This window comes from Hyphomicrobium sp. (assembly GCF_020852195.1).
Classification (GTDB): domain Bacteria; phylum Pseudomonadota; class Alphaproteobacteria; order Rhizobiales; family Hyphomicrobiaceae; genus Hyphomicrobium_C.
Window position 1 is genome coordinate 1 of record NZ_JADZBI010000080.1, and the last position, 20,739, is coordinate 20,739.

General features: G+C 66.1%; 21 protein-coding genes. 17 read left to right on the forward strand and 4 right to left on the reverse strand.

The window, feature by feature from the left end; genetic code table 11:
* A partial coding sequence (locus IT540_RS06110) for an efflux RND transporter permease subunit (protein WP_291174510.1) occupies positions 1–2,155 on the forward strand: 2,155 nt, incomplete at its 5' end.
* Positions 2,156–2,173: 18 nt separating this feature from the next.
* Here the strand turns inward: IT540_RS06110 and IT540_RS06115 are convergent.
* Positions 2,174–2,659 (reverse strand): hypothetical protein, encoded by a 486-nt coding sequence (locus IT540_RS06115; protein WP_291174512.1) that lies wholly within the window; start codon positions 2,657–2,659, stop codon positions 2,174–2,176.
* A gap of 344 nt (positions 2,660–3,003) precedes the next feature.
* Here IT540_RS06115 and IT540_RS06120 point away from each other — a divergent pair, with 344 nt between their 5' ends.
* The 3 genes from IT540_RS06120 to IT540_RS06130 all read left to right on the forward strand — a co-directional run bounded on the left by IT540_RS06120 (position 3,004) and on the right by IT540_RS06130 (position 6,591).
* On the forward strand, positions 3,004–3,375 hold the full coding sequence (locus tag IT540_RS06120) for a hypothetical protein (protein ID WP_291174514.1): 372 nt from the start codon (positions 3,004–3,006) through the stop codon (positions 3,373–3,375).
* Between the two features lie 92 nt (positions 3,376–3,467).
* On the forward strand, positions 3,468–5,999 hold the full coding sequence (secD, locus tag IT540_RS06125) for a protein translocase subunit SecD (protein ID WP_291174516.1): 2,532 nt from the start codon (positions 3,468–3,470) through the stop codon (positions 5,997–5,999).
* A gap of 364 nt (positions 6,000–6,363) precedes the next feature.
* Positions 6,364–6,591 (forward strand): DUF2171 domain-containing protein, encoded by a 228-nt coding sequence (locus IT540_RS06130; protein WP_291174598.1) that lies wholly within the window; start codon positions 6,364–6,366, stop codon positions 6,589–6,591.
* Positions 6,592–6,669: 78 nt separating this feature from the next.
* On the opposite strand, the gene IT540_RS06135 is transcribed toward IT540_RS06130, so the two are convergent.
* On the reverse strand, positions 6,670–7,023 hold the full coding sequence (locus IT540_RS06135; protein ID WP_291174518.1) for a hypothetical protein: 354 nt from the start codon (positions 7,021–7,023) through the stop codon (positions 6,670–6,672).
* A gap of 150 nt (positions 7,024–7,173) precedes the next feature.
* On the opposite strand from IT540_RS06135, the gene IT540_RS06140 reads away from it, so the two are divergent.
* The 3 genes from IT540_RS06140 (at position 7,174) to IT540_RS06150 (ending at position 9,056) form a co-directional block, all read left to right on the forward strand.
* Positions 7,174–8,160: an SDR family oxidoreductase gene (locus tag IT540_RS06140; protein ID WP_291174520.1), complete on the forward strand. Its 987-nt coding sequence runs from the start codon at positions 7,174–7,176 to the stop codon at positions 8,158–8,160.
* A 56-nt stretch (positions 8,161–8,216) separates the two neighbouring features.
* Positions 8,217–8,720, forward strand: coding sequence for a ferritin-like domain-containing protein (locus IT540_RS06145; RefSeq protein ID WP_291174522.1), 504 nt, complete (start codon positions 8,217–8,219; stop codon positions 8,718–8,720).
* 129 nt (positions 8,721–8,849) lie between these two features.
* Complete coding sequence (locus IT540_RS06150) at positions 8,850–9,056, forward strand: hypothetical protein (protein ID WP_291174524.1); 207 nt, start codon at positions 8,850–8,852, stop codon at positions 9,054–9,056.
* On the opposite strand, the gene IT540_RS06155 is transcribed toward IT540_RS06150, so the two are convergent.
* Positions 9,057–10,886 (reverse strand): CHASE3 domain-containing protein, encoded by a 1,830-nt coding sequence (locus IT540_RS06155; protein ID WP_291174526.1) that lies wholly within the window; start codon positions 10,884–10,886, stop codon positions 9,057–9,059. It lies immediately after the preceding gene.
* 273 nt (positions 10,887–11,159) lie between these two features.
* On the opposite strand from IT540_RS06155, the gene IT540_RS06160 reads away from it, so the two are divergent.
* The 6 genes from IT540_RS06160 (at position 11,160) to IT540_RS06185 (ending at position 16,689) form a co-directional block, all read left to right on the forward strand.
* Complete coding sequence (locus IT540_RS06160) at positions 11,160–11,537, forward strand: c-type cytochrome (protein WP_291174528.1); 378 nt, start codon at positions 11,160–11,162, stop codon at positions 11,535–11,537.
* Positions 11,538–11,654: 117 nt separating this feature from the next.
* A complete protein-coding gene (locus tag IT540_RS06165) occupies positions 11,655–12,950 on the forward strand; it encodes a DUF697 domain-containing protein (protein WP_291174530.1) in 1,296 nt (431 codons plus the stop codon).
* A complete protein-coding gene (locus IT540_RS06170) occupies positions 12,947–14,575 on the forward strand; it encodes a GTPase (RefSeq protein WP_291174532.1) in 1,629 nt (542 codons plus the stop codon). Before IT540_RS06165 ends, IT540_RS06170 begins: the two co-directional genes overlap by 4 nt.
* A gap of 4 nt (positions 14,576–14,579) precedes the next feature.
* Positions 14,580–15,707, forward strand: a complete 1,128-nt coding sequence (locus tag IT540_RS06175) for an AI-2E family transporter (RefSeq protein WP_291174534.1) — start codon at positions 14,580–14,582, stop codon at positions 15,705–15,707.
* A 108-nt stretch (positions 15,708–15,815) separates the two neighbouring features.
* Complete coding sequence (locus IT540_RS06180) at positions 15,816–16,106, forward strand: hypothetical protein (RefSeq protein ID WP_291174536.1); 291 nt, start codon at positions 15,816–15,818, stop codon at positions 16,104–16,106.
* Positions 16,107–16,164: 58 nt separating this feature from the next.
* Positions 16,165–16,689, forward strand: coding sequence for a hypothetical protein (locus IT540_RS06185; protein ID WP_291174538.1), 525 nt, complete (start codon positions 16,165–16,167; stop codon positions 16,687–16,689).
* Positions 16,690–16,691: 2 nt separating this feature from the next.
* Here IT540_RS06185 and IT540_RS06190 read toward each other — a convergent pair whose 3' ends face one another.
* The gene (locus tag IT540_RS06190) at positions 16,692–17,258 is read right to left on the reverse strand and encodes a hypothetical protein (protein ID WP_291174541.1); all 567 of its coding nucleotides are present in this window, start codon (positions 17,256–17,258) and stop codon (positions 16,692–16,694) included.
* Between the two features lie 453 nt (positions 17,259–17,711).
* On the opposite strand from IT540_RS06190, the gene IT540_RS06195 reads away from it, so the two are divergent.
* The 4 genes from IT540_RS06195 (at position 17,712) to IT540_RS06210 (ending at position 20,595) form a co-directional block, all read left to right on the forward strand.
* Positions 17,712–18,389, forward strand: a complete 678-nt coding sequence (locus IT540_RS06195) for a response regulator transcription factor (protein ID WP_291174542.1) — start codon at positions 17,712–17,714, stop codon at positions 18,387–18,389.
* Positions 18,376–19,752, forward strand: a complete 1,377-nt coding sequence (locus IT540_RS06200; RefSeq protein WP_291174544.1) for a HAMP domain-containing sensor histidine kinase — start codon at positions 18,376–18,378, stop codon at positions 19,750–19,752. Before IT540_RS06195 ends, IT540_RS06200 begins: the two co-directional genes overlap by 14 nt.
* Positions 19,753–19,917: 165 nt before the next feature.
* Positions 19,918–20,106 carry a hypothetical protein gene (locus tag IT540_RS06205; RefSeq protein ID WP_291174546.1) on the forward strand — a complete coding sequence of 63 codons (189 nt, stop codon included), beginning with the start codon at positions 19,918–19,920 and terminating at the stop codon, positions 20,104–20,106.
* 102 nt (positions 20,107–20,208) lie between these two features.
* Positions 20,209–20,595 carry a DUF4186 domain-containing protein gene (locus tag IT540_RS06210; protein ID WP_291174548.1) on the forward strand — a complete coding sequence of 129 codons (387 nt, stop codon included), beginning with the start codon at positions 20,209–20,211 and terminating at the stop codon, positions 20,593–20,595.
* Positions 20,596–20,739: the final 144 nt, after the last annotated feature.

Here is a 20,739-nt window from a genome sequence, read left to right on the forward strand (position 1 = left end):
CATCGCCATCACCTCCGACGACGCGATCTTCATCCGCGAATCGGTGCGCGAGGTCGTCATCGCCCTCATTCTCGCGACCGTAATCGTGATCCTGATCATCTTCGCCTTCCTCGGGTCCGCGCGCGAGACTGTAGCGCCCGCCTTCTCGATCCCCGTATCGCTCATCGGTACGCTGGCCGCCATTTGGTTTGCTGGCTTCTCGCTCAACGTGCTGACCCTGCTCGCGCTCGTGATCGCCACAGGGCTCGTGGTCGACGACGCGATCATCGTCGTCGAGAACATCGCCCGTCACCGCGCCATGGGCGCCGGGCGCCGCGCCGCGGCCGTGATCGGCACGCGCGAGATCGTCTTCGCCGTGCTCGCCACCACGGCGACCCTCATCGCCGTCTTCGTCCCCATCTCCTTCATGCCCGGCGTCGTCGGCAACCTATTCTCGGAATTCGGGTTCGTGCTGGCGTTCTCCGTGACGATCTCGTCGGTGGTCGCGCTCACGGTCTGCCCCATGCTGGCCGCCCGGCTCGGAGCCGGCGCACCGCACGGCACGGGCGCCGAGCAGCAAGGCTGGTTTGCGCGCCTCTCGAACGCGCTCGCCGCGTCCTACGCCCGCATCCTCGATATCGCGCTCAAGGCACGCTACCTCGTCGTCCTGGTCTGCCTCGGCTTCGCGGCCCTCGGCTGGATTTCCTACAAGACGCTTCCCCAGGAGATCACGCCGTCGGAGGATCGCGGCACGATCCAGATCAGCCTGCGCACCCAGCAGGGCACCAACCTCGACTACATGTCGAGGCTCACGGAAAAGGTGGAGGATGCACTCGCCGAGCTCAAGAAAAACGGCGAGATCACGAGCGTCCTGGCAACCGTCGGCGCCGGTGGCACCAACAGCGCATCCGTCGTGGCCGCCCTTGCCGATTGGAGCGCCCGCGAGCGCACCCAGCAGCAGATCCAGGGGGAGCTGCAGCAGAAGCTCTCGGGGATTCCTGGACTCCAGGTCTCGCTGCGCTCCGCCAACAGCCTGGGCATCCGCGGCGGCGGCCAGGGCCTGCGGTTCGCGATCGCCGGCCCCGACTACGACAAGCTTGCCGACGTCGCCGCGAAACTGACCAGCAGGCTGGCCACCACGCCGGGCTTCCGCAACACCCGCACCGACTATGACACGACACAGCCGCAGCTCTCGGTGCGCATCAACCGCGAGGCGGCGACCAAGCTCGGCGTTCCGATCGAAACCATCACCAGCCTCATCAACACCATGGTCGACTACCAGAAGGCGGCCGACCTCTTCATCGGCGACGAGATCGTCGAGGTGCAGGTGAAAGCCGGCGGACGGCCGATCGACGATCCGATCGATCTCGGCAATCTCTTTGTAAAGACCACCAACGGCAGCTTCATCACCCTGTCGTCCCTGGTCACGATCAAGGAGAATGCCATCTCCCCGACGCTCGGCCGCGAGGACCGTCAGCGCTCCGTGGCGATCACCGCCAACCTCGACGAGGGCATGGTGCTGGGCGACGCCGTGACCACCATGCGCGCCATCGCCGCCGAGGTGCTCGAGCCGCAGATGTCGATCATCCTGCTCGGCGAGGCACGCACGCTGTCCGAGACCACACAGAACACCGCCTTCGTGTTCGCCATCGCGCTGCTCGTCGTCTTCATGGTTCTGGCGGCGCAGTTCGAGAGCACGGTGAGCGCGCTTGTCATCCTCGTCACCGTCCCGTTCGGTCTCGCCGCCGCGACGCTCGCTATCCAGCTCACCGGCGGCACCATGAACATCTACAGCCAGATCGGGCTCGTACTTCTGGTCGGCATCATGGCCAAGAACGGCATCCTGATCGTGGAGTTCGCCAACCTGCGTCGCGACCAGGGCGCCGACATCGATACCGCCATCCGCGACGCCGCCACCACCCGCCTGCGTCCGGTCATCATGACCATGGCGGCATCCGTCCTCGGCGCCATACCGCTCGTCATCGCGCACGGCGCCGGAGCCGAGGCGCGCCTCGCGCTCGGCTGGGTCATCGTCGGCGGCCTGGGCTTCGCAACGCTCTTCACGCTGTTCCTGACACCCGTCGCCTACCGCTTCCTGGCGCCGCTGTCGAAACCGCGCCTCCACGAGACACGCCTCCTCGTCGAGGAGCTGGCCGCCGCGCGCGCCAAGCCATAGGCGACAAAGGAAGAAGCGTCAGACGTGCACGGCCTGGAACCGCCGCAAGGCGAGCCAGCCGAGAAGCAGGAACAGCACCAGCGCGCCGCCCTGCGTTGCCGCGAACGGAAGCTCCGACTGCGTCGGCGCCAGCACGGCGAGCGCCGGGTTCTTGATAAACGTCTGCACGATGAGCACGAAGACGTTGAGGTAGAGCGCTGTCGTCGCACTCACCACGTAGACCGGACGCCACACGCCTACGAGCCCAGTGAAATAGTACGCATAGATCGCCACAGCCAGCACCGCGAGCGAGATGATGGCGACGATGTGCGAGGGCAGGAGCTCGACAAACGGGAACCCGAAGCCGGTCACGTTCGTGGCCACCGTCGTCGCGAGGAAGCCGTGAGTCACGCTGTCGAGCCGCGTATTCGACAGGAACCCGCCCACGACCAGGAAGCCGGACGCAATGGCAACGAGGCTGATCAGGATATGAAGGAGCGTAAAGCCGTCGAGACCAAGGATCATGTCCAACCCCCGATGTGAGGCCTAGGCTGACCGATCCCAGCCCCGCAGACCTCGATGACAAGAGAACCTCATCCCGCCTCAGCGCTCAAGTAGCACCTTGCGGGCAGCCCCCAGAAGGAGCTCGGCACCGCGCGGGACCGCGTCAACGTGAACGGCGCCTGCGCCCTGCCCCCATTGGCGCCACCCGTACCCGCCTGATCGGGATTCTGCTGCGTCGCATCCGCCTGCATCGACACCGGCGAGGCAACCGCCATTGCTATTGAGATTCCAAAGTCCTAGCAGCCGCACTAGCTATTTCCGCGACTTGCCCTATGTTGGGGTCATCCTGACGTAGGACAACCGACGTGACGCATCGGCCGAGCGGCCGGCAGCAAAGCCGGAATTCCTGGTCTGCCCTCCTGGCCGTCGTCCTTGGCGCGCTGGCTGGCGCGACGTCGCTTGGCCTCAACACCAGCTTCGCCGGCGGGTTGTCGATAGCCGAGCACGGACGCGACGTCCGCACCACCGGAAAGCCTGCTTCCGTCCGTCCCGACACCATCGATCCGTCCCTGAATCTCGGCGGCCTCGACGATCCCTCCGCCGCCCTCGCGGCGGGTGACATCGACACCGGACGCTGGACCGGCGCGCGCATTACCGTCCTGCCTGCACCGTTCCTCCTGCCGTTGAGCATCGCGCGCACGCGCGACGGACGCACGCGCGCGCCTCCCCACGCCTGATCAGCTCTCCACCGCAAGCCACACATTCATCTCTCGCATCGACCGTCCGGGCAAACGCCCCGGGCGGCCTCGAGCACATGGGGAATTCGATCATGCTTCACTTCTCGCGCTTCAAGACCGCGATGATCCTCGGCGTCTGCCTGCTCGGCATCCTGCTCTCGATACCGAACCTCTTCGCACCCGGCACGCTGCCGGCCTGGGTCCCGCAGCCCCGCGTCAACCTCGGGCTCGACCTGCAGGGAGGCTCCTACCTCCTGCTCGAGGTCGACATGAACTCCGTCGTCAAGGAGCGCATGGCCGGCACGCGCTCCGCCGTCGCCGATACGCTGCGCAAGGCGAAGGTCCCATTCACCTCCATCGTGGCCGGCAAGGATACCATCGCCGTGACGGTCGCCGACGCAGCGCAGCTCGCCGCCGCCCGCCAGGCCCTTCGCGACGTCCTCGCCGAGCGCGTCGACGGCCCCAGCCAGGCGCTGGTCTTCTCGTCGTCGACGAACGCCAACGTTCTGACTCTCACGTTCAACCCCGAGGCCGTGACCGACCTCGCGACCAAGGCGGTCCAGCAGTCGATCTCCATCGTGCGTCGCCGCATCGACGAGACCGGCGTCAACGAGCCCGTCGTCGCCCGCCAGGGCCAGAACCGCGTCCTGGTCGAGCTGCCCGGCGTCTCCGATCCCGACCGCATCAAGCGCCTGCTGGGCTCCACCGCGAAGATGACCTTCCGCCTCGTCGCGCCCCAGGGCACCGCCGCCGGCCCGGATGTCGAGCTGTTGCCCATGGCCGACCGGACGCAGGGCGTGGACAAGCTCCCGGTCCGCCGCCACGTGGAGGTGGACGGCATGAACCTGACGCGCGCCACGGCCGGCATCGACCAGCGCGCGGGCGGCTGGGTCGTCAACTTCGCGCTCGACTCCATCGGCACGCGCCGCTTCGCCGACGTCAGCACAAAGCACGTGGGCCAGCCCTTCGCCATCGTGCTCGACAACAAGGTGATCAGCGCACCCGTGATTCGCGAACCCCTCATCGGTGGGCAGGGCCAGATCAGCGGCAGCTTCTCCGTCGAGGAGGCCAACGATCTCGCCGTGCTGCTGCGCGCGGGCGCCCTGCCCGCGCCGCTCACTATCGTCGAGGAGCGGACTATCGGCCCGAGCCTCGGCGCCGATGCCATCCGCGCCGGCCTCTATTCCATCGTCGCCGGCTTCGTTCTCGTCGTCGGCTTCATGATCGCGACCTACGGCCGCTTCGGCCTCTTCGCCGCCGCGGCCCTGCTCGTCAACCTGGCCCTCACCATCGCCGGCTTGTCGATGATGGGCGCAACCCTGACGCTTCCGGGCATGGCCGGCATCCTGCTCGCGCTCGGCATGGCGGTCGACGCCAACATCCTGATCAACGAGCGTACGCGCGAGGAACTGGGCAAGCGCAACGGCGTCATCGCCTCCATCGAGGCCGGCGTGCGGCGTGCCTACACGACGATCATGGACGCCAACCTCACGACGCTGATCAAGATGCTGATCCTGTTCGTCGTCGGCATGGGCGCCATCCGCGGCTTCGCGGTGACGATCAGCCTCGGCATCATCGTCTCGGTGTTCACGGCCATCGTGCTGGTACGCCTGCTCACGGCTTGGTGGCTGAAGCGGACGCGGCCCAAGACGCTGACCATCGGCACCCGCTTCCGCTTCTTCCCCGACCACACCGCGATCCAGTTCATGAAGGCGCGCTACACGGGCCTGATCGTTTCGGCCCTGATCAGCCTCGCCTCGATCGGGCTCGCGGTGCATCCGGGCCTGCGCATGGGCATCGACTTCGCGGGCGGTGTGGTGATCGAGGCCAAGACGCCGACCGCTGCCGATGCACCGGCGCTGCAGGGCGCGCTGATGAACGCGGGGCTGGGCGCCGCCCAGGTGCAGCGCTTCGGCGCCGACAACGACGTGCTGCTCCGCTTCGAGCACCCACACGGCACGCCGGAAGCGCAACAGGCGGCCATCCGCACGGCGCGGGAGACCGTCGAGAAGGCGGCACCCGGCGTGGAGATCCGCCGCGTCGAAGTCGTCGGCCCCTCGGTCGGCGCCGAGCTTCTGAGCGATGGCCTATGGGCGCTCGGCCTCGCCGCCGTCGCCATGTTCGCCTACATCACCTTCCGCTTCGAATGGCCGTTCGCGGTCGGCGCGGTGGTGACCATGTTCCTCGATCTCACCAAGACCGTGGGCTTCCTGGCGTTGACCGGCTTCGAGTTCAACCTGACCTCGATCGCCGCCATCCTCACCATCATGGGCTTCTCGATCAACGACAAGGTCGTGGTCTACGACCGCGTGCGCGAGAACCTCGTGCGCTTCAAGAAGACGCCGCTGCGCGAGATCATCGACCGCTCGATCAACGAGACGCTGTCGCGAACCATCGGCACCTCGCTGGCGTTGTTCCTGGCCATTGCTCCGCTGGCCTTGTTCGGCGGACCGGCGCTTAGAGAGTTCGCGTTGACGCTCTTGTTCGGCCTCATTCTGGCAACGAGCTCGTCGATCTTCATCGCCGCGCCGATCCTCCTGAACATCGGCGAGCGCTACCTGCGCCGCGGCGCCCCTGCGCCGGCAACGCCGGTGCCGGCCCATGCGCCGCTGAAAAGCGCTTGAGCCGCCGCCGACGCGCGCGGAACCCTCACCTTCCGCGCGCGTTGGATTCCGGTGCCACGTTGGAGAACCGGAGCGTGTCATGGGCCCAAGCAACAAAAAGGCGCAGAAGCAAAACCGCGCGCCGACCCCCGGCGGCACCACGCCGCAGAGCGCGACGGATATCGAGAAGTCTCAGCTCGACGAGGAGGCCGTGAGCAAGGCCGTTACAGCCGACAGCACGTCGGCCGAAAGCGGCACGAGATCCGTCCTTCCGGGGCCGCCGATCCCGCCTGACGCCCAGGCCGAGGTCAAGCGCGAGTCCACGGAGACCAGCGGCCGCAGAGACCCGCCACACAAGAAACCAGAAACGCGAGGAGGATCGTCAATGATCGATTCATCGAAGATCAGGGAGCACATGGAGGTCGTCGGCTCGGACGGCGAGCACGTCGGCACTGTCGATCACTGCGAGGGTGCCGACATCATCAAGCTGACGAAGAACGACCCGGCCGCGAACGGCGAGCACCACTACATTCCGATGGCCTGGGTCAACCGCATCGATCAGCGCGTGCACCTTGCCCATCCAGCCAGCGAGGCCCGGCTTCATTGGGGCTGACGCGCGGCTCTGAACGCACGAACAAAGGAAACCGCGGCTCCCACAAGAAAGCCGCGGTTTTCTTTTGCGTGTTGAGCCTTACTTGGGCTGCACGTCCTGCTGTCCGCCCGGCTCGCCCGGCGGCGGGATGACGGGCGTCCTCCCCTCGAAGTCCTCCGGCACTTTCTTCTCGATGCCGGGATCGACGCCGCGCGGCGGCTCGATCACGCCCTCGCCCTCCTTGAGCTCCTTCGTCAGCGGCTCCTTCGGCTCGGCTCCGCCCGTGCTCGGGTCGGACGGCGGCGCCGGATTCTCGCCGGGCGGCTCCATGACCTCCGGCGGAGCGGGCGGTAATGGCTTGGGCGGCGTCTGCGCCAACCCGGCAAGCGGAAGCGCGAGCACGCCGAGCATCGCGCTGCCGAGAACGAACCTTGGTTTTCTCGCGGTGCGCATGATTGTCTTCGCACCTCCGTGGTCTCGAGTTTCCTTTTCTAGCTAACGGCAGCGAGGCTGCTCCGTTCCCGCACGGCACCGCAACAAGGAGTGCAACTCCACACGCGTCTCGGCGTTCTCCCCACAGGTCGGGGCTTGGAGGCACGCAGGATGACCGATCACAAGCCGCTGGAGCGCGCGAGGCGCATTGCCGAGGAAGGCCGCAGAATTCAGGAGCACATCGACGAGATCGATGAGAAGAAAAGCAAGAAGCCGAAAGCGAAACAGAACCCTGTTCAGGCCGGCCAGCGCGCCTATCCCGAGACGTTGGATGAGACGCATTTGACCAAGCCCGGCCTCGAGAAGGACCTCGAGACGGCGCCCATGTACGAGGCGCCCGACTACAAGGGATCCGATAAGCTCAAGGACATGGTTGCGCTGATCTCCGGCGGCGATTCCGGCATCGGGCGCGCAGTCGCCGTCTTCTACGCGCGAGAAGGCGCCGACGTCGCCATCTCCTACCTCGAGGAAACCGAGGACGCCCACGAGACCCAGCGCGCCGTCGAAGCGGAAGGCCGCAAGTGCCTGCTGCTCCCCGGCGACGTCTCCGATCCCGCATACTGCAAGAAGGCGGTTGAACGCACCATCGAGGTCTTCGGCAGCCTCGATATCCTCGTCAACAACGCAGCGTTCCAGGAACACGCCGGCGCTATCACCGACATCACCGACACGCACTTCGACCGCACGCTGAAAACCAACCTCTACGGCTATTTCTACCTCGCTCGCGCCGCGGTGCCACACATGAAGCCCGGCAGCTCCATCATCATGACGGGCTCCGTCACCGGCATCCAGGGCAGCAAGGAGCTGCTCGACTATTCAATGACCAAGGGTGGCATCCACGCCTTCACGCGCTCGCTGTCGGCAAGCCTTCTGCCGCGCGGCATTCGCGTCAACGCCATCGCACCTGGCCCGGTCTGGACGCCGCTAAATCCCGCCGATCGCCCCGCGGAGGAGGTGCGCAAATTCGGATCGGGAACGCCGATGAAGCGGGCCGCACAGCCCGAGGAGATCGCGCCAGCCTACGTCTTCTTCGCTGCACCCACCTGCGCGAGCTACATCACCGGCGAGCTGCTTCCCATCATCGGCGGCTACGACTGAGCCACCATTCCCGAGCCTGAAGCAAACATGAGAAACAACAGAAAGGAGAATGAGCCATGGGCTTCTTCACACACGACATCAAGACGATGGACGACCTCTTCGTGCACACGCTGCGCGACATCTACTACGCCGAGAACCAGATCACGAAGGCTCTGCCGACCATGATCTCCAAGGCCTCCGATGCACAGCTCAAGGCCGGCTTCGAGAAGCACCTCCAGGAGACCAAGGGCCAGATCGATCGCCTCGAGCAGGTGTTCAAGCTGCACGGCGTCGAGATCGGCGGCGTGGCCTGCCCGGCCATCGACGGCATCATCGCCGAGGCTGACGACGTAGCCGGCGAGGTCGGCGACAACGCCGTGCTCGATGCGGCGCTGATCGCTGCCGCCCAGGCCGTCGAGCACTATGAGATCAGCCGCTACGGCACGCTCGTCGCATGGGCCAAGCAGCTTGGGCGCAACGATTGCGCGAGCCTGCTCCTCAAGAACCTGGACGAGGAGAAAGCCACCGACGCCAAGCTGACCACGCTCGCGGAAGGCCGGCTCAACCGACGCGCCGCCTGACGCTGCGGACTACACTGGCCACCGCAACGCCCGGCGGATTCATCCGCCGGGCGTTGCCCGTATCGGAACCAACGTCAGGGATCGGAATTATACCGCAAGGGGCAAGAAGACTGATCGCTGGAGGCTCCCGTGTACGAGCTTATCTTGACGGTGTGTTCCGTCGTCGTCGGCGCCTCGTGCCGAGAGGCCAATCCCATCCAGCTCGATGAGCACGTCGGCCTGACCGGCTGCCTGATCGCCTCGCAGATCGAGGGTGCCAAGTGGGTCGAGGCACACCCCAACTTCTACGTCTCGCGATACACCTGCCAGCCGGCGAAAACCTACGCGCGGACCTGACTAGCTCCGGTGCGTTTCCAGAACTTCGCGGATCTTGATCGATAGCTCCTCGAGCGAGAATGGCTTGGCCAGGAAATGTACGCCGGGGTCGAGAACGCCGTTGTGCACGACGGCGTTCTTCGTGAAGCCCGTCATGAACATCACCTTGAGCTCCGGCCGCAGCGCAACGGCCTCGTCTGCGAGCCTGCGCCCGTTCATTTCCGGCATGACGATGTCGGTCAGGAGAAGGTCCACCGCCACGTCGTTCTTGAGCTTATCGAGCGCCTCCTGCGCGCTGCGGGCCTCGAGCACGGTATAGCCGAGCTCGCGTAGGCTCGCCGCCGTCAGGTCGAGCACCCGCGCCTCGTCCTCGACCAGGAGAACCGTTTCCGTTCCGGTGCTCTCCGCCACCTTCCGCTCCACCTCGGGCCGGTCAGTATCCGCCCCATAGTGGCGCGGCAGATAGATCTTCACCGTCGTACCCTCGCCGAGCTCCGAGTAGACTTTCACGTGGCCGCCGCTCTGCTTGACGAAGCCGTAGACCTGCGACAGCCCGAGCCCCGTCCCCTTGCTCTGGTCTTTTGTGGTGAAGAACGGATCGAACGCCTTCGCCAGCACCTCGGGCGTCATGCCTGTGCCGGTATCGGTGACGGCGATCAGCACGTACTGTCCCGCGGGCACGCCTGGATGCAGGCGCGAATAGCGGTCGTCGAGATGACAATTCGCTGTTTCGACCGTGAGCCTGCCGCCTTCCGGCATGGCGTCGCGCGCATTGACGCAAAGATTGAGAAGCGCGCTCTCGAGCTGCACGGGATCGGCGTGCGTCATCCACAAGCCACCGCCGAGGATGGTCTCGACGTTGATCGCCTCGCCGATCGCGCGACTGATCAGCTCCGAGATCCCGGCCACGAACTTGTTGGCATCGATGGGCTTGGGCGCAAGCGGCTGCTGGCGTGAGAACGCGAGCAGGCGCCTGACCAGCGTCGCAGCTCGGTTTGCGCCATCGAGCGCGCCGCTGAGCATCTCCTCGACGCCGCCTTCGCCTCGTGCGAAACGCTTCTGCGCCAGACCGATCCCGCTCATGATGACGGCCAGCATGTTGTTGAAGTCGTGCGCGATGCCCCCCGTGAGCTGGCCCACGGCCTCGACCTTCTGCATCTGCCGGATCTGCTGCTCCGCGGGATCACGCTCCGCAACCGACTCCTGCAGCATCCGGTAGGCGCCCGCGAGCTCCAAGCCGATGCGGCGCGTGTTGAAGATCCACGCCGCCAGCGCCGCAACCGTAGCCAGCAGCGCGAGCCCCGTCGCGATCGCAAACACCGTAGCGGTCCAGAGCGTCGCACTCTCGCGCTCGGCGAGCAGCTTTTGCTCCACGTTCCGCATGCTCGCAAAACGAAGCCTAAGATCCTCAGTCAAGCGCCGCCCGTGCCCTTCCGTGACTTTCGTCTTCGCAGCCTCCGGACCGTCCGAGACACGGATTTGTATGGTCTCATCGGCGAAGGCGAGGCGCTGCGTGATCAGCGGACGCGCGGCCTCGAGCGCAGAGACCTGCGCCGGATTGTCGGCCACCAGGGCGTGCAGCCGGTCGAGCGCCACGGGCATCTTCTCGCGCGCGTTCGTATAGAGCGTGAGATACGCCTCTTCGCCGGTCAGCACGAAGCTGCGCTGACCGATCTCGGCGTCCTGCAGCAGCGACCACGTGTCGGAGAGTGCCGTTTCGACCTCGAGCGTATGGCGTACCCAGTCCGCTTGATTGAGGTATCTCGTGCCGATCCAGATGGTCATAGCGACGATGGCCAGGAGCGCGGCGCCCGCGACTTCCGGTACGCGGCTTCTAACCGCGTTGGTCATCCTGTTCATCATCGACTGTTCGGTCCCCGCGGCGAGAAATTCGGCTGCACGGGAATAATCATACACGACCGCTAAACCGATACCACAGCGCTCGAAAAGCGGTTTCCGCGCAGGTCCTTCCGCATGGCACGAAGGCCCTGACGGCCCGAGAAATCCAGGAACCGGAACCGCCATGGACGCGTTTTCACGCAGAAGCTCCCGCAAAAGGAGAGCGCTATGAAAAGCCCGAAAAGGCCAACATTAAGAACTGGAGTCGTACTGTTCGCAGCGGCAATGACCGCCGCGTTTTCCGGCTTCGCAAGCGCGAACGAGAAGACGGCTGCGGCCAACACCGGCCCCGACGACGCCGGGCAGGTTGCCTTCAATACGCATTGCCGCAACTGCCATTCGGTGAAGCCGGACGATAACCGCCTCGGCCCGACGCTGCACAACATCTTCGGCGCGCCGGCCGGACAAGCCAAGGATTTCGCCAACTACTCCGGCAGCCTGACATCGGAGATCACGTGGGACGAGGCGACGCTCGACAAGTTCATCTCCGATCCCAAGTCCATTGCCTCGAACACGACGATGACGCCGTTCGCGGGCATTCAGGATGCGGAGCAGAGAAAGCTCATCATTGACTATCTGAAGGCGCAGCGCAAAGAATCCTGAGGCCTGACGTCGATCGAGCACCATCGCCCGAGGGAACCCAAGGCGTTCTCGGGCGTTTTCTCTTGCCGCCCCGAAGGACGGCATCCTTCACCAGTTCGGCACCAGCGAGAGACTTCCATGGCAAGATGGGCTGCGGCGCTGAAGGGCGTGCTGCCCGGCCGATCGGGGAAGCGCGACAATCCCCCTCGCGCCGAAGCCGACCAGAAGACCGGCAGCCCAGGCGCGGACATGGCGTCCGAAGGCGAGGCTAACGCGCTCGCCTATGCGCCCGTCGTCTGGCTGCTCGGCAAGGTGCAGAGCGGCAAGACGTCCGTCATCCGCGCCATCACGGGAAGCAGCGACGCCGAGATCGGCGACGGCTTCCGCCCCTGCACACGCACCGCACGCCTCTACGCCTTCCCGACCGACACGCCCGTGCTCCGCTTTCTCGACACACGCGGCCTCGGCGAGGCCGATTACGATGCGACCGACGATCTCGCGTTCAGTGAGCAGGCGGCCCACCTCGTGCTCGCCACGGTGCGCGCCATGGACACCGATCAGAGCGCGCTGTTCGACGCCTTGCAGCAGGTCCGCGTCCGCCATCCGAACTGGCCGATCGTCGTCGCCCAGACCAGCCTCCATGATGCCTATCGCCCGGGCGAGTGCCACACGCTCCCCTATCCTTTCGAGCCCGGTGCGTCGCCGGACGTCATCGCCAGGATCCCGACCGATCTGATGCGCGCACTCGCGCACCAGAGGACGCTGTTCGACAAGCTGCCGGGGCGCGGGGGGCTCCTTTTTGTTCCCGTCGATCTGACCAAGCCGTCGGACGGCCTGCCCCCCGCCGACTACGGTCTCGACGCGCTGACCGAGGCGCTTGCCACCGTGGCGCCGGCCGGCATGCTGGCCGCACTCTCTGCCATGCCGGGCTTCAAGGCCGACCCGAAGGCGCGCTCCGCCGATCCGATCGTGATGGGCCACGCCATGGCCGCGGCCGGCGGCGACCTCGTGCCGATCCCGGTGGCAGGCGCCATCGCTGCATCCACCATCCAGGCCCGCATGCTGAGCCAGCTCGGCCGCCTCTATGGCGTCGAATGGGACAAGCGCGCCTATGCCGAGCTCACCGCTGCTATCGGCGCTGGCACCGTCGCCAAGGTCGCGGCCGGCGTCGGCCTGCGCCAGCTCGCCAAGCTCCTGCCGGTGTACGGCCAGACAGCCGGGGCCGCCGCCTCGGCCGCGGCAAGCTTCGCCGTCACTTATGCCCTCGGCAAAGCCGCAGTGTATTATCTGCACGGCCGCCGCCTCGGCACCACCGACCGCGGCGGCATCGCGGAGGCCTATCAGCAGGCGCTGCGCGAGGCGTTCCGCATGGCGCGCGAGCGCAAGGCCGCCGAGCAGAGCCGCGAGGCCCGCCCCATGAGTGATCGATCATGAGCGACAAGCCTATTGCCCCGCCGCGCGCAAGACGCACGGCCTCCCTTATCCTGATCGCCATCGGCCTGCTCGTACCGGCGCTGTCGCTCATTCCGCTCGGCAGCATCTGGCTGTGGCAGAGCGGTTATCTCCTCTACTGGACGGCCTTCGCCCTCGCCGCGGTGGCGCTCGTCTATCTCGCCCAGCGTCACCTGCTGCCGGAGCCCGGCGCACCGCCCGCGCCGGTCGAGGAGCAGCCCACTGAGGACGATCGCGGTGACGACGATGCGCTGCGCTTCGGCTGGTCGCCGCTCGAGGAGCAGGCGTGGAGTGACGTCAGGGTGCTCGCACGGGGCACCGACCCCGACCGCATTACAAGCCCCGAAGCCCTCCTTGCACTCGGCCGGGAGACCATCGAGATCGTCGCCAGGCGTGTTCATGCCGGTCGGCAAGACCCGGTCTGGCAGTTCACGACGCCGGAAGCCCTGGCCATCATCGAGCGCGTTGCGCGCCGCCTCCGCATGTTCGTGCGCGAGAGCGTACCGTTCGGCGACCGCTTAACCGTTGCCCAGGCCCTGACACTCTACCGCTGGCGCGGCGCGCTGGACTGGGCAGAGCGCGCCTATGACGTCTGGCGTGTCGTCCGTCTCGCCAACCCGGCCACAGCCGCCGCCAACGAAGCGCGCGAGCAGCTTTCGAAGGCCATGATGCAATGGGGCCGCGACACCGTCTCGCGCAAGCTCACGGAAGCCTACGTGCTGGAGATCGGCCGCGCCGCCATCGATCTCTACGGCGGCCGCCTGCGCGTCTCGACCGAGGCGCTGTCCGGATACGTCTCGGAGGAGACCGCAGCCGACCAGGCGGCCGTGAGCCAGACACGCACCGAGCCCCTGCGCATCCTCGTTGCCGGCCAGACCGGCGTCGGCAAATCGAGCCTCGTCAACGCGCTTGCGAAGGAGGCTCGCGCCGCCACGGACGCGCTGCCCGCCACCTCCGCATTCACGCCCTACATGCTCGAGCGCGAAGGCCTCCCCGCGGCGCTCGTCGTCGACAGCCCCGGGCTCGGCACGGACCCCAAGACGCTCGAAGCCCTGCTGGAGAAGGCCGCCGACAGCGACCTCGTGCTCTGGGTCGTCGCCGCCCACCGCGCCGACCGCGAGCTTGACCGCAAGGCGCTCGCGGCGCTGCGCGCTCACTTCGCCGCCCGCCTGAACCGGCGACGCCCGCCGCTGGTTCTCGTCGCAACCCACATCGACCGGCTGCGGCCTTTCGGCGAGTGGTCACCACCCTACGACCTCGCCGCCGGTAACGACGAGAAAGCACGCAACATCCGCGATGCGATCGCCGCCGCATCCGCCGACCTGGGCTTTGCAGCCGACGAAGCGGTCGCCGTGAGCCTCGCCGACCCGGAGACGCCGTACAACGTCGAGCGCCTCTGGGAGCGCATCGCCGACGCACTGCCGGAAGCCATGCGCGCCCAGCTCCTCCGTTGCCTCCACGAGCTGCGTGACACCTGGAGCTGGAGGTCGGTCTGGTCACAAGCCGCGGGCGCCGGACGCACCATCGCAGGCGCGCTGAGGAAGGAGAGCCCGCGGAGCGGCGGGCCACGCGACAAGAAGGGCAAGAGCGCATCGAACGCGGAGTAAGAACATGACACTAGCCGCAGAAGCGACGTCGCAATCGAGGCAGCGCGCCAACGACGGGGAGGTCCTGGAGAAGGAACCTGAGGAAAAATCGGCCGCGGAGACCTGGCAGTTGGTGGCCGACGTCTCCGTCACCGGTCTCTTCGCCCTCGCACTGCTCGCCGCGCTCTATCTCATGAAGGAGGTGTTCGTCCCCGTCATCTTGGCCTGGGTCGTCGCAAATATCCTGCTGCCCGTCGTCGCCTGGATGGAGAAGCGCGGACTGCCCCGCGTCGCCTCGGTCGCAGCGGTGACGCTGGCCCTGGTCGCGGTTCTGCTGACGGTCGCCGCCCTTCTGTCGCTGCCGCTCACCTACTGGCTGGGGCGCGCAACCGAGCTCGGCGCCTTGATCCGCGAGAAGCTGCAATCGATCACAGAGCCCCTCGACTTTCTGAGGGAGCTCACGAACGCCGTCGGCCAGGCGACCGGCCAGGCGTCGGGCTCCGGCCTACACGTCGAGGAAAGCACCAACATCGTAAGCGGGATCGTCGCGTTCCTGACGCCGGCGGTCACGCAAGGCATCCTGTTTCTTGGCGCGCTGGTCTTCTACATGATCTACCAGAAGCAGATCAAAAACCGCTCCGTTCTCATCCTCCCGAGCCGCGAAGCGAGACTCACGGCGTTGCGCATCTTCGCCGACATCGAGCGCAACACCACCGTCTATTTCGGTACGTTCACCATCGTCAATCTGTGCCTCGGGCTCGCGACGACCATCCTCGCCTATGTGGTCGGCCTGCCCAATCCGATGCTGTGGGGGGTGCTCGCGGCCGTGCTGAACTACATCCCCTACATCGGCCCCGCGATCATGGTGGCCGTGCTGTTCCTGATCGGCCTCTTCACGTTTCCCAGCATCTCGGAGGCCGTTGTCGCGCCGCTCGTCTACGTCGTCATGACCGCCGTCGAGGGACACTTCCTCACGCCCGCGCTGATGGGCCGCCGCATGACGCTGAACCCGTTCGCGGTGTTCCTCGCCATAGGCTTCTGGACCTGGATGTGGGGGCCCATCGGCGCCTTTGTCGCGGTCCCGATCCTGATGACGACGATGGTGACCTTCCGCCACCTGTTCCCGGAGGACGCGCCCGAGCTGCCCGGATGAGCCCGCGCAAAACGTACCCTCACCGATGAAACTACGGGCGCATGGACGGCGTTTAGCGCAGAGACGGCGTCCCGCCGTCCTCAGACAAAAAAGGAGCTCCGTTTTCCCATGGCACAGTCGACATCGAGCACCAACACGCGCACGGCCAGCGACTACGGCCGCAAAGCGGCCGATGAGCTTGCCGACAAGGCCGTCAACATGGCCGAGAGGACCGGCGAGCAGATCGAGCGCACGGTCCAGAACCTCGCCGAGCAGGGCCGCCAGGCCACCGAGCAGGTTCAGGTCGTGGCCGACAACTTCAAGACCGCGGTCGACAAGTCGGTCAAGGATCAGCCGCTGACGACGCTCGCGATCGCGGCCGGCATCGGCTTCGTGATCGGCGCCCTCTGGAAATCCTGAGTACTGAGCCCGCGGAGAAGCGAGCCGTCTCGCAAATCCGCACCGCGGAGAACCGCCGATGTTTCAAGGTCTCTTCAAGCGCGCCGAGCGGTCGTTCGACCAGGCGGTCACAAGGGTCATGGGTCGAGCCCTGGTCGCTGTTCCGCTTCTTGTGGCAGGAGGCTTCGCCACAGCCGCGCTCGCGGTGAAGCTCGTCGAGCTGTATGGCGCGGTCACGGCCTACGCGCTGATGGCCGCGCTCTTCTGCGTGATCGGGTTGGTGACGATGGCCATCGTCGGCATCGAGCAGCGCCCGGCCGCGGAGACCGCTGAGGAGCCGTCTGCAAGCACCGCCGAAGGATCATCGGACGACGCTGCGGACACCGCCGACCTGTTCTCCCCGGAGGTCCGGGCGATTTTCGCCTCCGCGGCGCCGGTTGCGCTTCCCGGGCTCATACGAGGGGTCGGCCGCAACCTTCCCCTCGTCTTCATCCTGGCACTGGTCGCCTTCGTCATTTCGCGCTTCGCAGAAACCTCGGACGAGCACGAGGCGGCGACCACCGACGCGGCGGCGGCTCCGGTGCCGCCGGCCGCAGCGGCCTGATCTTATTTCTCCTTGCAGGGCGTGCCGACGCCGACGCACTGGAACTTATCGCCGACTTTCCGGCAATCGAAGTCGGCGCCCGTCGCGTTATCCCACTTCGCCCAGGACGCATCATACTTCTTGCCGACATCGATGCGCCAAGCCCACTTGGCCTGATCGACGGCCGCGCTCTCCTTGGCCTCGCGCCGTCCGTACGACGAGACGGGATCGTTCTTACATGTGAACTTCTCGAGCTTCTCTCCGGCGATAACGGTCGAGAGCGTATCCTTGCAAGGCAGCGCCTCGCGCTTGCAAATCCAGCTTCCGTCCTTCTCCTTGCAGTCGACCGACCGCTTTTCGGCGTAGCGCCAGGAGTTGAACTCCGGCCCATACTTCTCGGCCACGGCCTTGCGCCAGGCGAAAAGCGAGTTCGGATAGGCGCCGAGGTCTCTCAACGTCGCGGGGTGGCCTTGCGCGACCACCGCTTCCGACTTGCATTCGCGCGCAACACCCGCGCTCGCGAAGGCAGCGGCCATAAGAACCCCGAGCCCGGCGATCCTGAGGACGCGCGCCGCATACTGAAACGTCATTCTTTATGCTCCCCGTTTGAAGAAGTGTTGTTTGAGGCTTGAAATACGAGAGAACAAGCCCGCCCGCGGGCGGCCAAAACAAAAAAACCGCGCCCTCGGAAGTGGGACACTACCCACGGGACCAAGGCCATTCGCGGTCGCGCGATGAGCTTACCACAAATGTAAGGTGGGAGACATGAGCGGGTAAGCTTGCATCCCTACTCTGGCGGGTGGGCAGTCTCTGAGAGTGGGCTTCCTTCGTGTCGCCCACAGCCAGCTCCTGAACAATGGTCCCCCCTCGTGGACTGCCCCTGTTTGGTACCCAACCCTTGCAGGGTACCCGGAGCCCGAACGCCTTGCGCGTTCGGGCTCTTTTCAGTTTCCGGCGCCGCGTCCTCCATACCCTCTTGGTGAAGCGTATTTGATGCTATACGACCCGAAAGACTGGCCGGACGGCCTCAAAGGGAGCCCAGCATGCGGCTGCTTCTCGTCGAGGATGATAAGGAGACCGCTCGCTACATCTCCAAGGGTCTCGTGCAGGCCGGGCACACCATCGACGTGGTGTCCGACGGCAAGGACGGCCTCGCCCTCGCCATCCGCGAGAACTACGACATCGTGATCCTGGACCGCATGCTGCCGGGCATGGACGGGCTGTCGCTCGCGCGGACGCTCAGAACCGCAGGCAGCCGCGTCTCGATCCTTTTCCTGACATCGCTCGGCGGCGTGAACGATCGCGTGCAGGGCCTCGATGTCGGCGGAGACGACTACCTCGTGAAGCCGTTCGCCTTCGCCGAGCTCCTCGCCCGCGTCAACGCGCTCGGCCGGCGCGCGCCGATGCGGTCGGACGGCGACGTCTTCCGCGTGGGCGACCTCGAGCTCGACGTTGCAAGCCGCAAGGTGACACGCGGACAGGAGCGCATCGAGCTCCAGCCCAAGGAGCTGGTGCTGCTCGAGACGTTGATGCGCAACAAGGGCCGCGTGGTGACCCGGACCATGCTGCTCGAGCGCGTTTGGGGGTTTCACTTCGATCCGCGCACCAGCGTCGTCGAGACACACATCTCGCGCCTGCGCGCGAAGATCGATCGGCCCTTCTCGAAACCGCTGATCCATACCATTCGCGGCAGCGGCTATTCCATCAATGACAGTCCGTGACCTCTTCCGGCGCACGCAGGTTCGCTCTGCCGTCGCATTCACCCTCCTCATCACGGTCAGCGTGTCGGCGCTCTTCGCCATGCTCATCGTGCGCCTGGCCGACGGCCTCGAGGACGGCGTGCGCGCCCGCATCCTCAATACGCGCGACGCCCTGCTTGCGATCGACCGGCGCTATGGTTTCGACGAGCTCGTGAGCGTCGTCATCGACGAGGCCGAATCCGTCCGCGAGGCCGACAGCATTTTCGCGGTCCTCGACGGCAAGGGCGCCATCGTCGCCGGCAACATCCGCTCCGAGCGTCCCTTCGAGGGATGGCGCGTTCTCGAGCGCTCGCACCTCCCTGATATCGCCAATGACCGCGCCGGCCATGACCGATTTTTCGCGGTCTGGACGCCGGTCTCCAAGGGCATGCTGCTGATCGGACGCTCGGACCGCGAGGTGCAGCAGGCACGCCTGATCCTGATGCGCAGCCTCGGCTGGGGTATCCTGGCCACGGCGATCCTGGGCGTCGGCTCGGGCATCTACCTCGCGCGCGGCGCGCAGAGGCGCATCGACGACATCGCGAACACACTCTCGGCCGTCTCGGCCGGCGAGCTGGCGAGGCGCGTTCCGATCAAGCTCCCCCATCACGATCTCGACGAGGTCGGCGAGCGCATCAACGCCATGCTGACCCAGCTCGAGCGGCTGGTGCAGAATGCCAACCAGTCCTCGACCGACATCGCCCACGATCTCAAACGGCCCATGACGCGCCTGCGCCAGCAGCTCGAAAGCGCGAGCGAGATCGACAGCGCAAGCCCCGCCATCAAGGGCATCCTGGAGGAGGCCATTGCCGAGGTGGACAGCATCGTGTCGACATTCGAGGCGCTCCTGAATATCGGGCAGCTCGAGGCCGGCGATCGGCGCGCGCGCTTCATCGACATCGATCTCTCGAAGGTGCTCGATGATGTCGCCGAGGCGTATGCCCCGGTCATCGAGGACTCGGGCTTCAAGCTGGCGTGGAACACCGCGCAGTCGCCGAGCTCGATCGTGCGCGGTGATCACGAGCTTCTCGTGCAGCTCATGGCCAATCTCATAGAGAATGCGCTGCAGCACTGCCCGGAGGGAACCACCATCCAGCTCGGGCTGACCAACACCTCCCGCGGGTCGGTCGCGCATGTCGCCGACAACGGCCCCGGCATCCCGGCAAGCGAGCACGAGAACGTTTTCCGCAGGTTCTACCGTCTGGAGCGGGAGCGCTCGAGCCCAGGGCACGGCCTCGGCTTGAGTCTGGTGCGTGCCATCGCCGATCTGCATGGCGCAAGCGTTGCGCTGGCCGACAACCACCCCGGTCTCAAGGTCTCGGTCGCCTTCCCGTCGCGGTCGTAAGCGGTTTCGGCGATCACGGCGCAGCACGCGCCTCTGACCTTACGGGATTTGTAACGGCGTCGCCAGATGAGGGTAAGGCGTCAAGGAGATAGTCGCGCGCACGGGTCTCGCCGGGACCTGAAATCGGACGCGACGGCGCGTCCGCATCAACAAGAGGAGACGCGCATGAGAACGCTGAAAGTCCTGCCGTTTGCCCTGGCCGCCCTGCTGGTGGCGGCCTCGTGGGGCGCTTCGGCCTTTGCCCAGGACGAGCAACCCGCCGAGCCTGAGGCCGCCACCAGCGATGCATCGGCCGATTCATCGAGCGATGCGGCCCCCGCCGAAGCGGCTGGCGAGGAAAAGCCTGCCGAGTGATACACTTTGGCTGAGGGCACGAGAGCGGCCCTCACCCGCCACAAGCGGCGCGTGATGTACCGCGCCGCTTGCAGGTGGCCAGCGTATCGCATCATCGGCCCCATGAACGAGATCGAAGACATCCTCGCAAAGCTTTCGAGGTCACCGTTCCGGCGCCGATTCAAGCTGGGGCGGGAGGATCGGGCTTACCTCATAAGCAAAGGGCTCGAAGCGGTGCTCGATCATGCGCAGGGCTTCATCGAGAAACGCTTGGCGCCGGCCAATCCCGCGCGGGACGGCAAGCAGACACCGTTTCGCGGCCACCCCGTGTTCGTGGCCCAACACGCAACCGCCACATGCTGCCGTGGATGCCTCGCCAAATGGCACGGCATCCCACGCGGTCATCCCCTGCAGCCCGCCGAGACACGCTTCATTCTCGCCCTTGTCGAATGCTGGCTGCGGCGCCAGCTCGGAAACGAGCCGGGGCCTGACCAGCCCCGCCTCCTGTAGCCACCACAACCAGGGGGTGCAGAAATGCAACACAGCGCTCCGTTGACCTTGAGTACGGAATAGCCCGCTGTTGCACCCGGCCGACACCGAATACACCTTGTCGACAACTGCTTCGGACGCTTAGCATCCGGGTAGCATGACGAA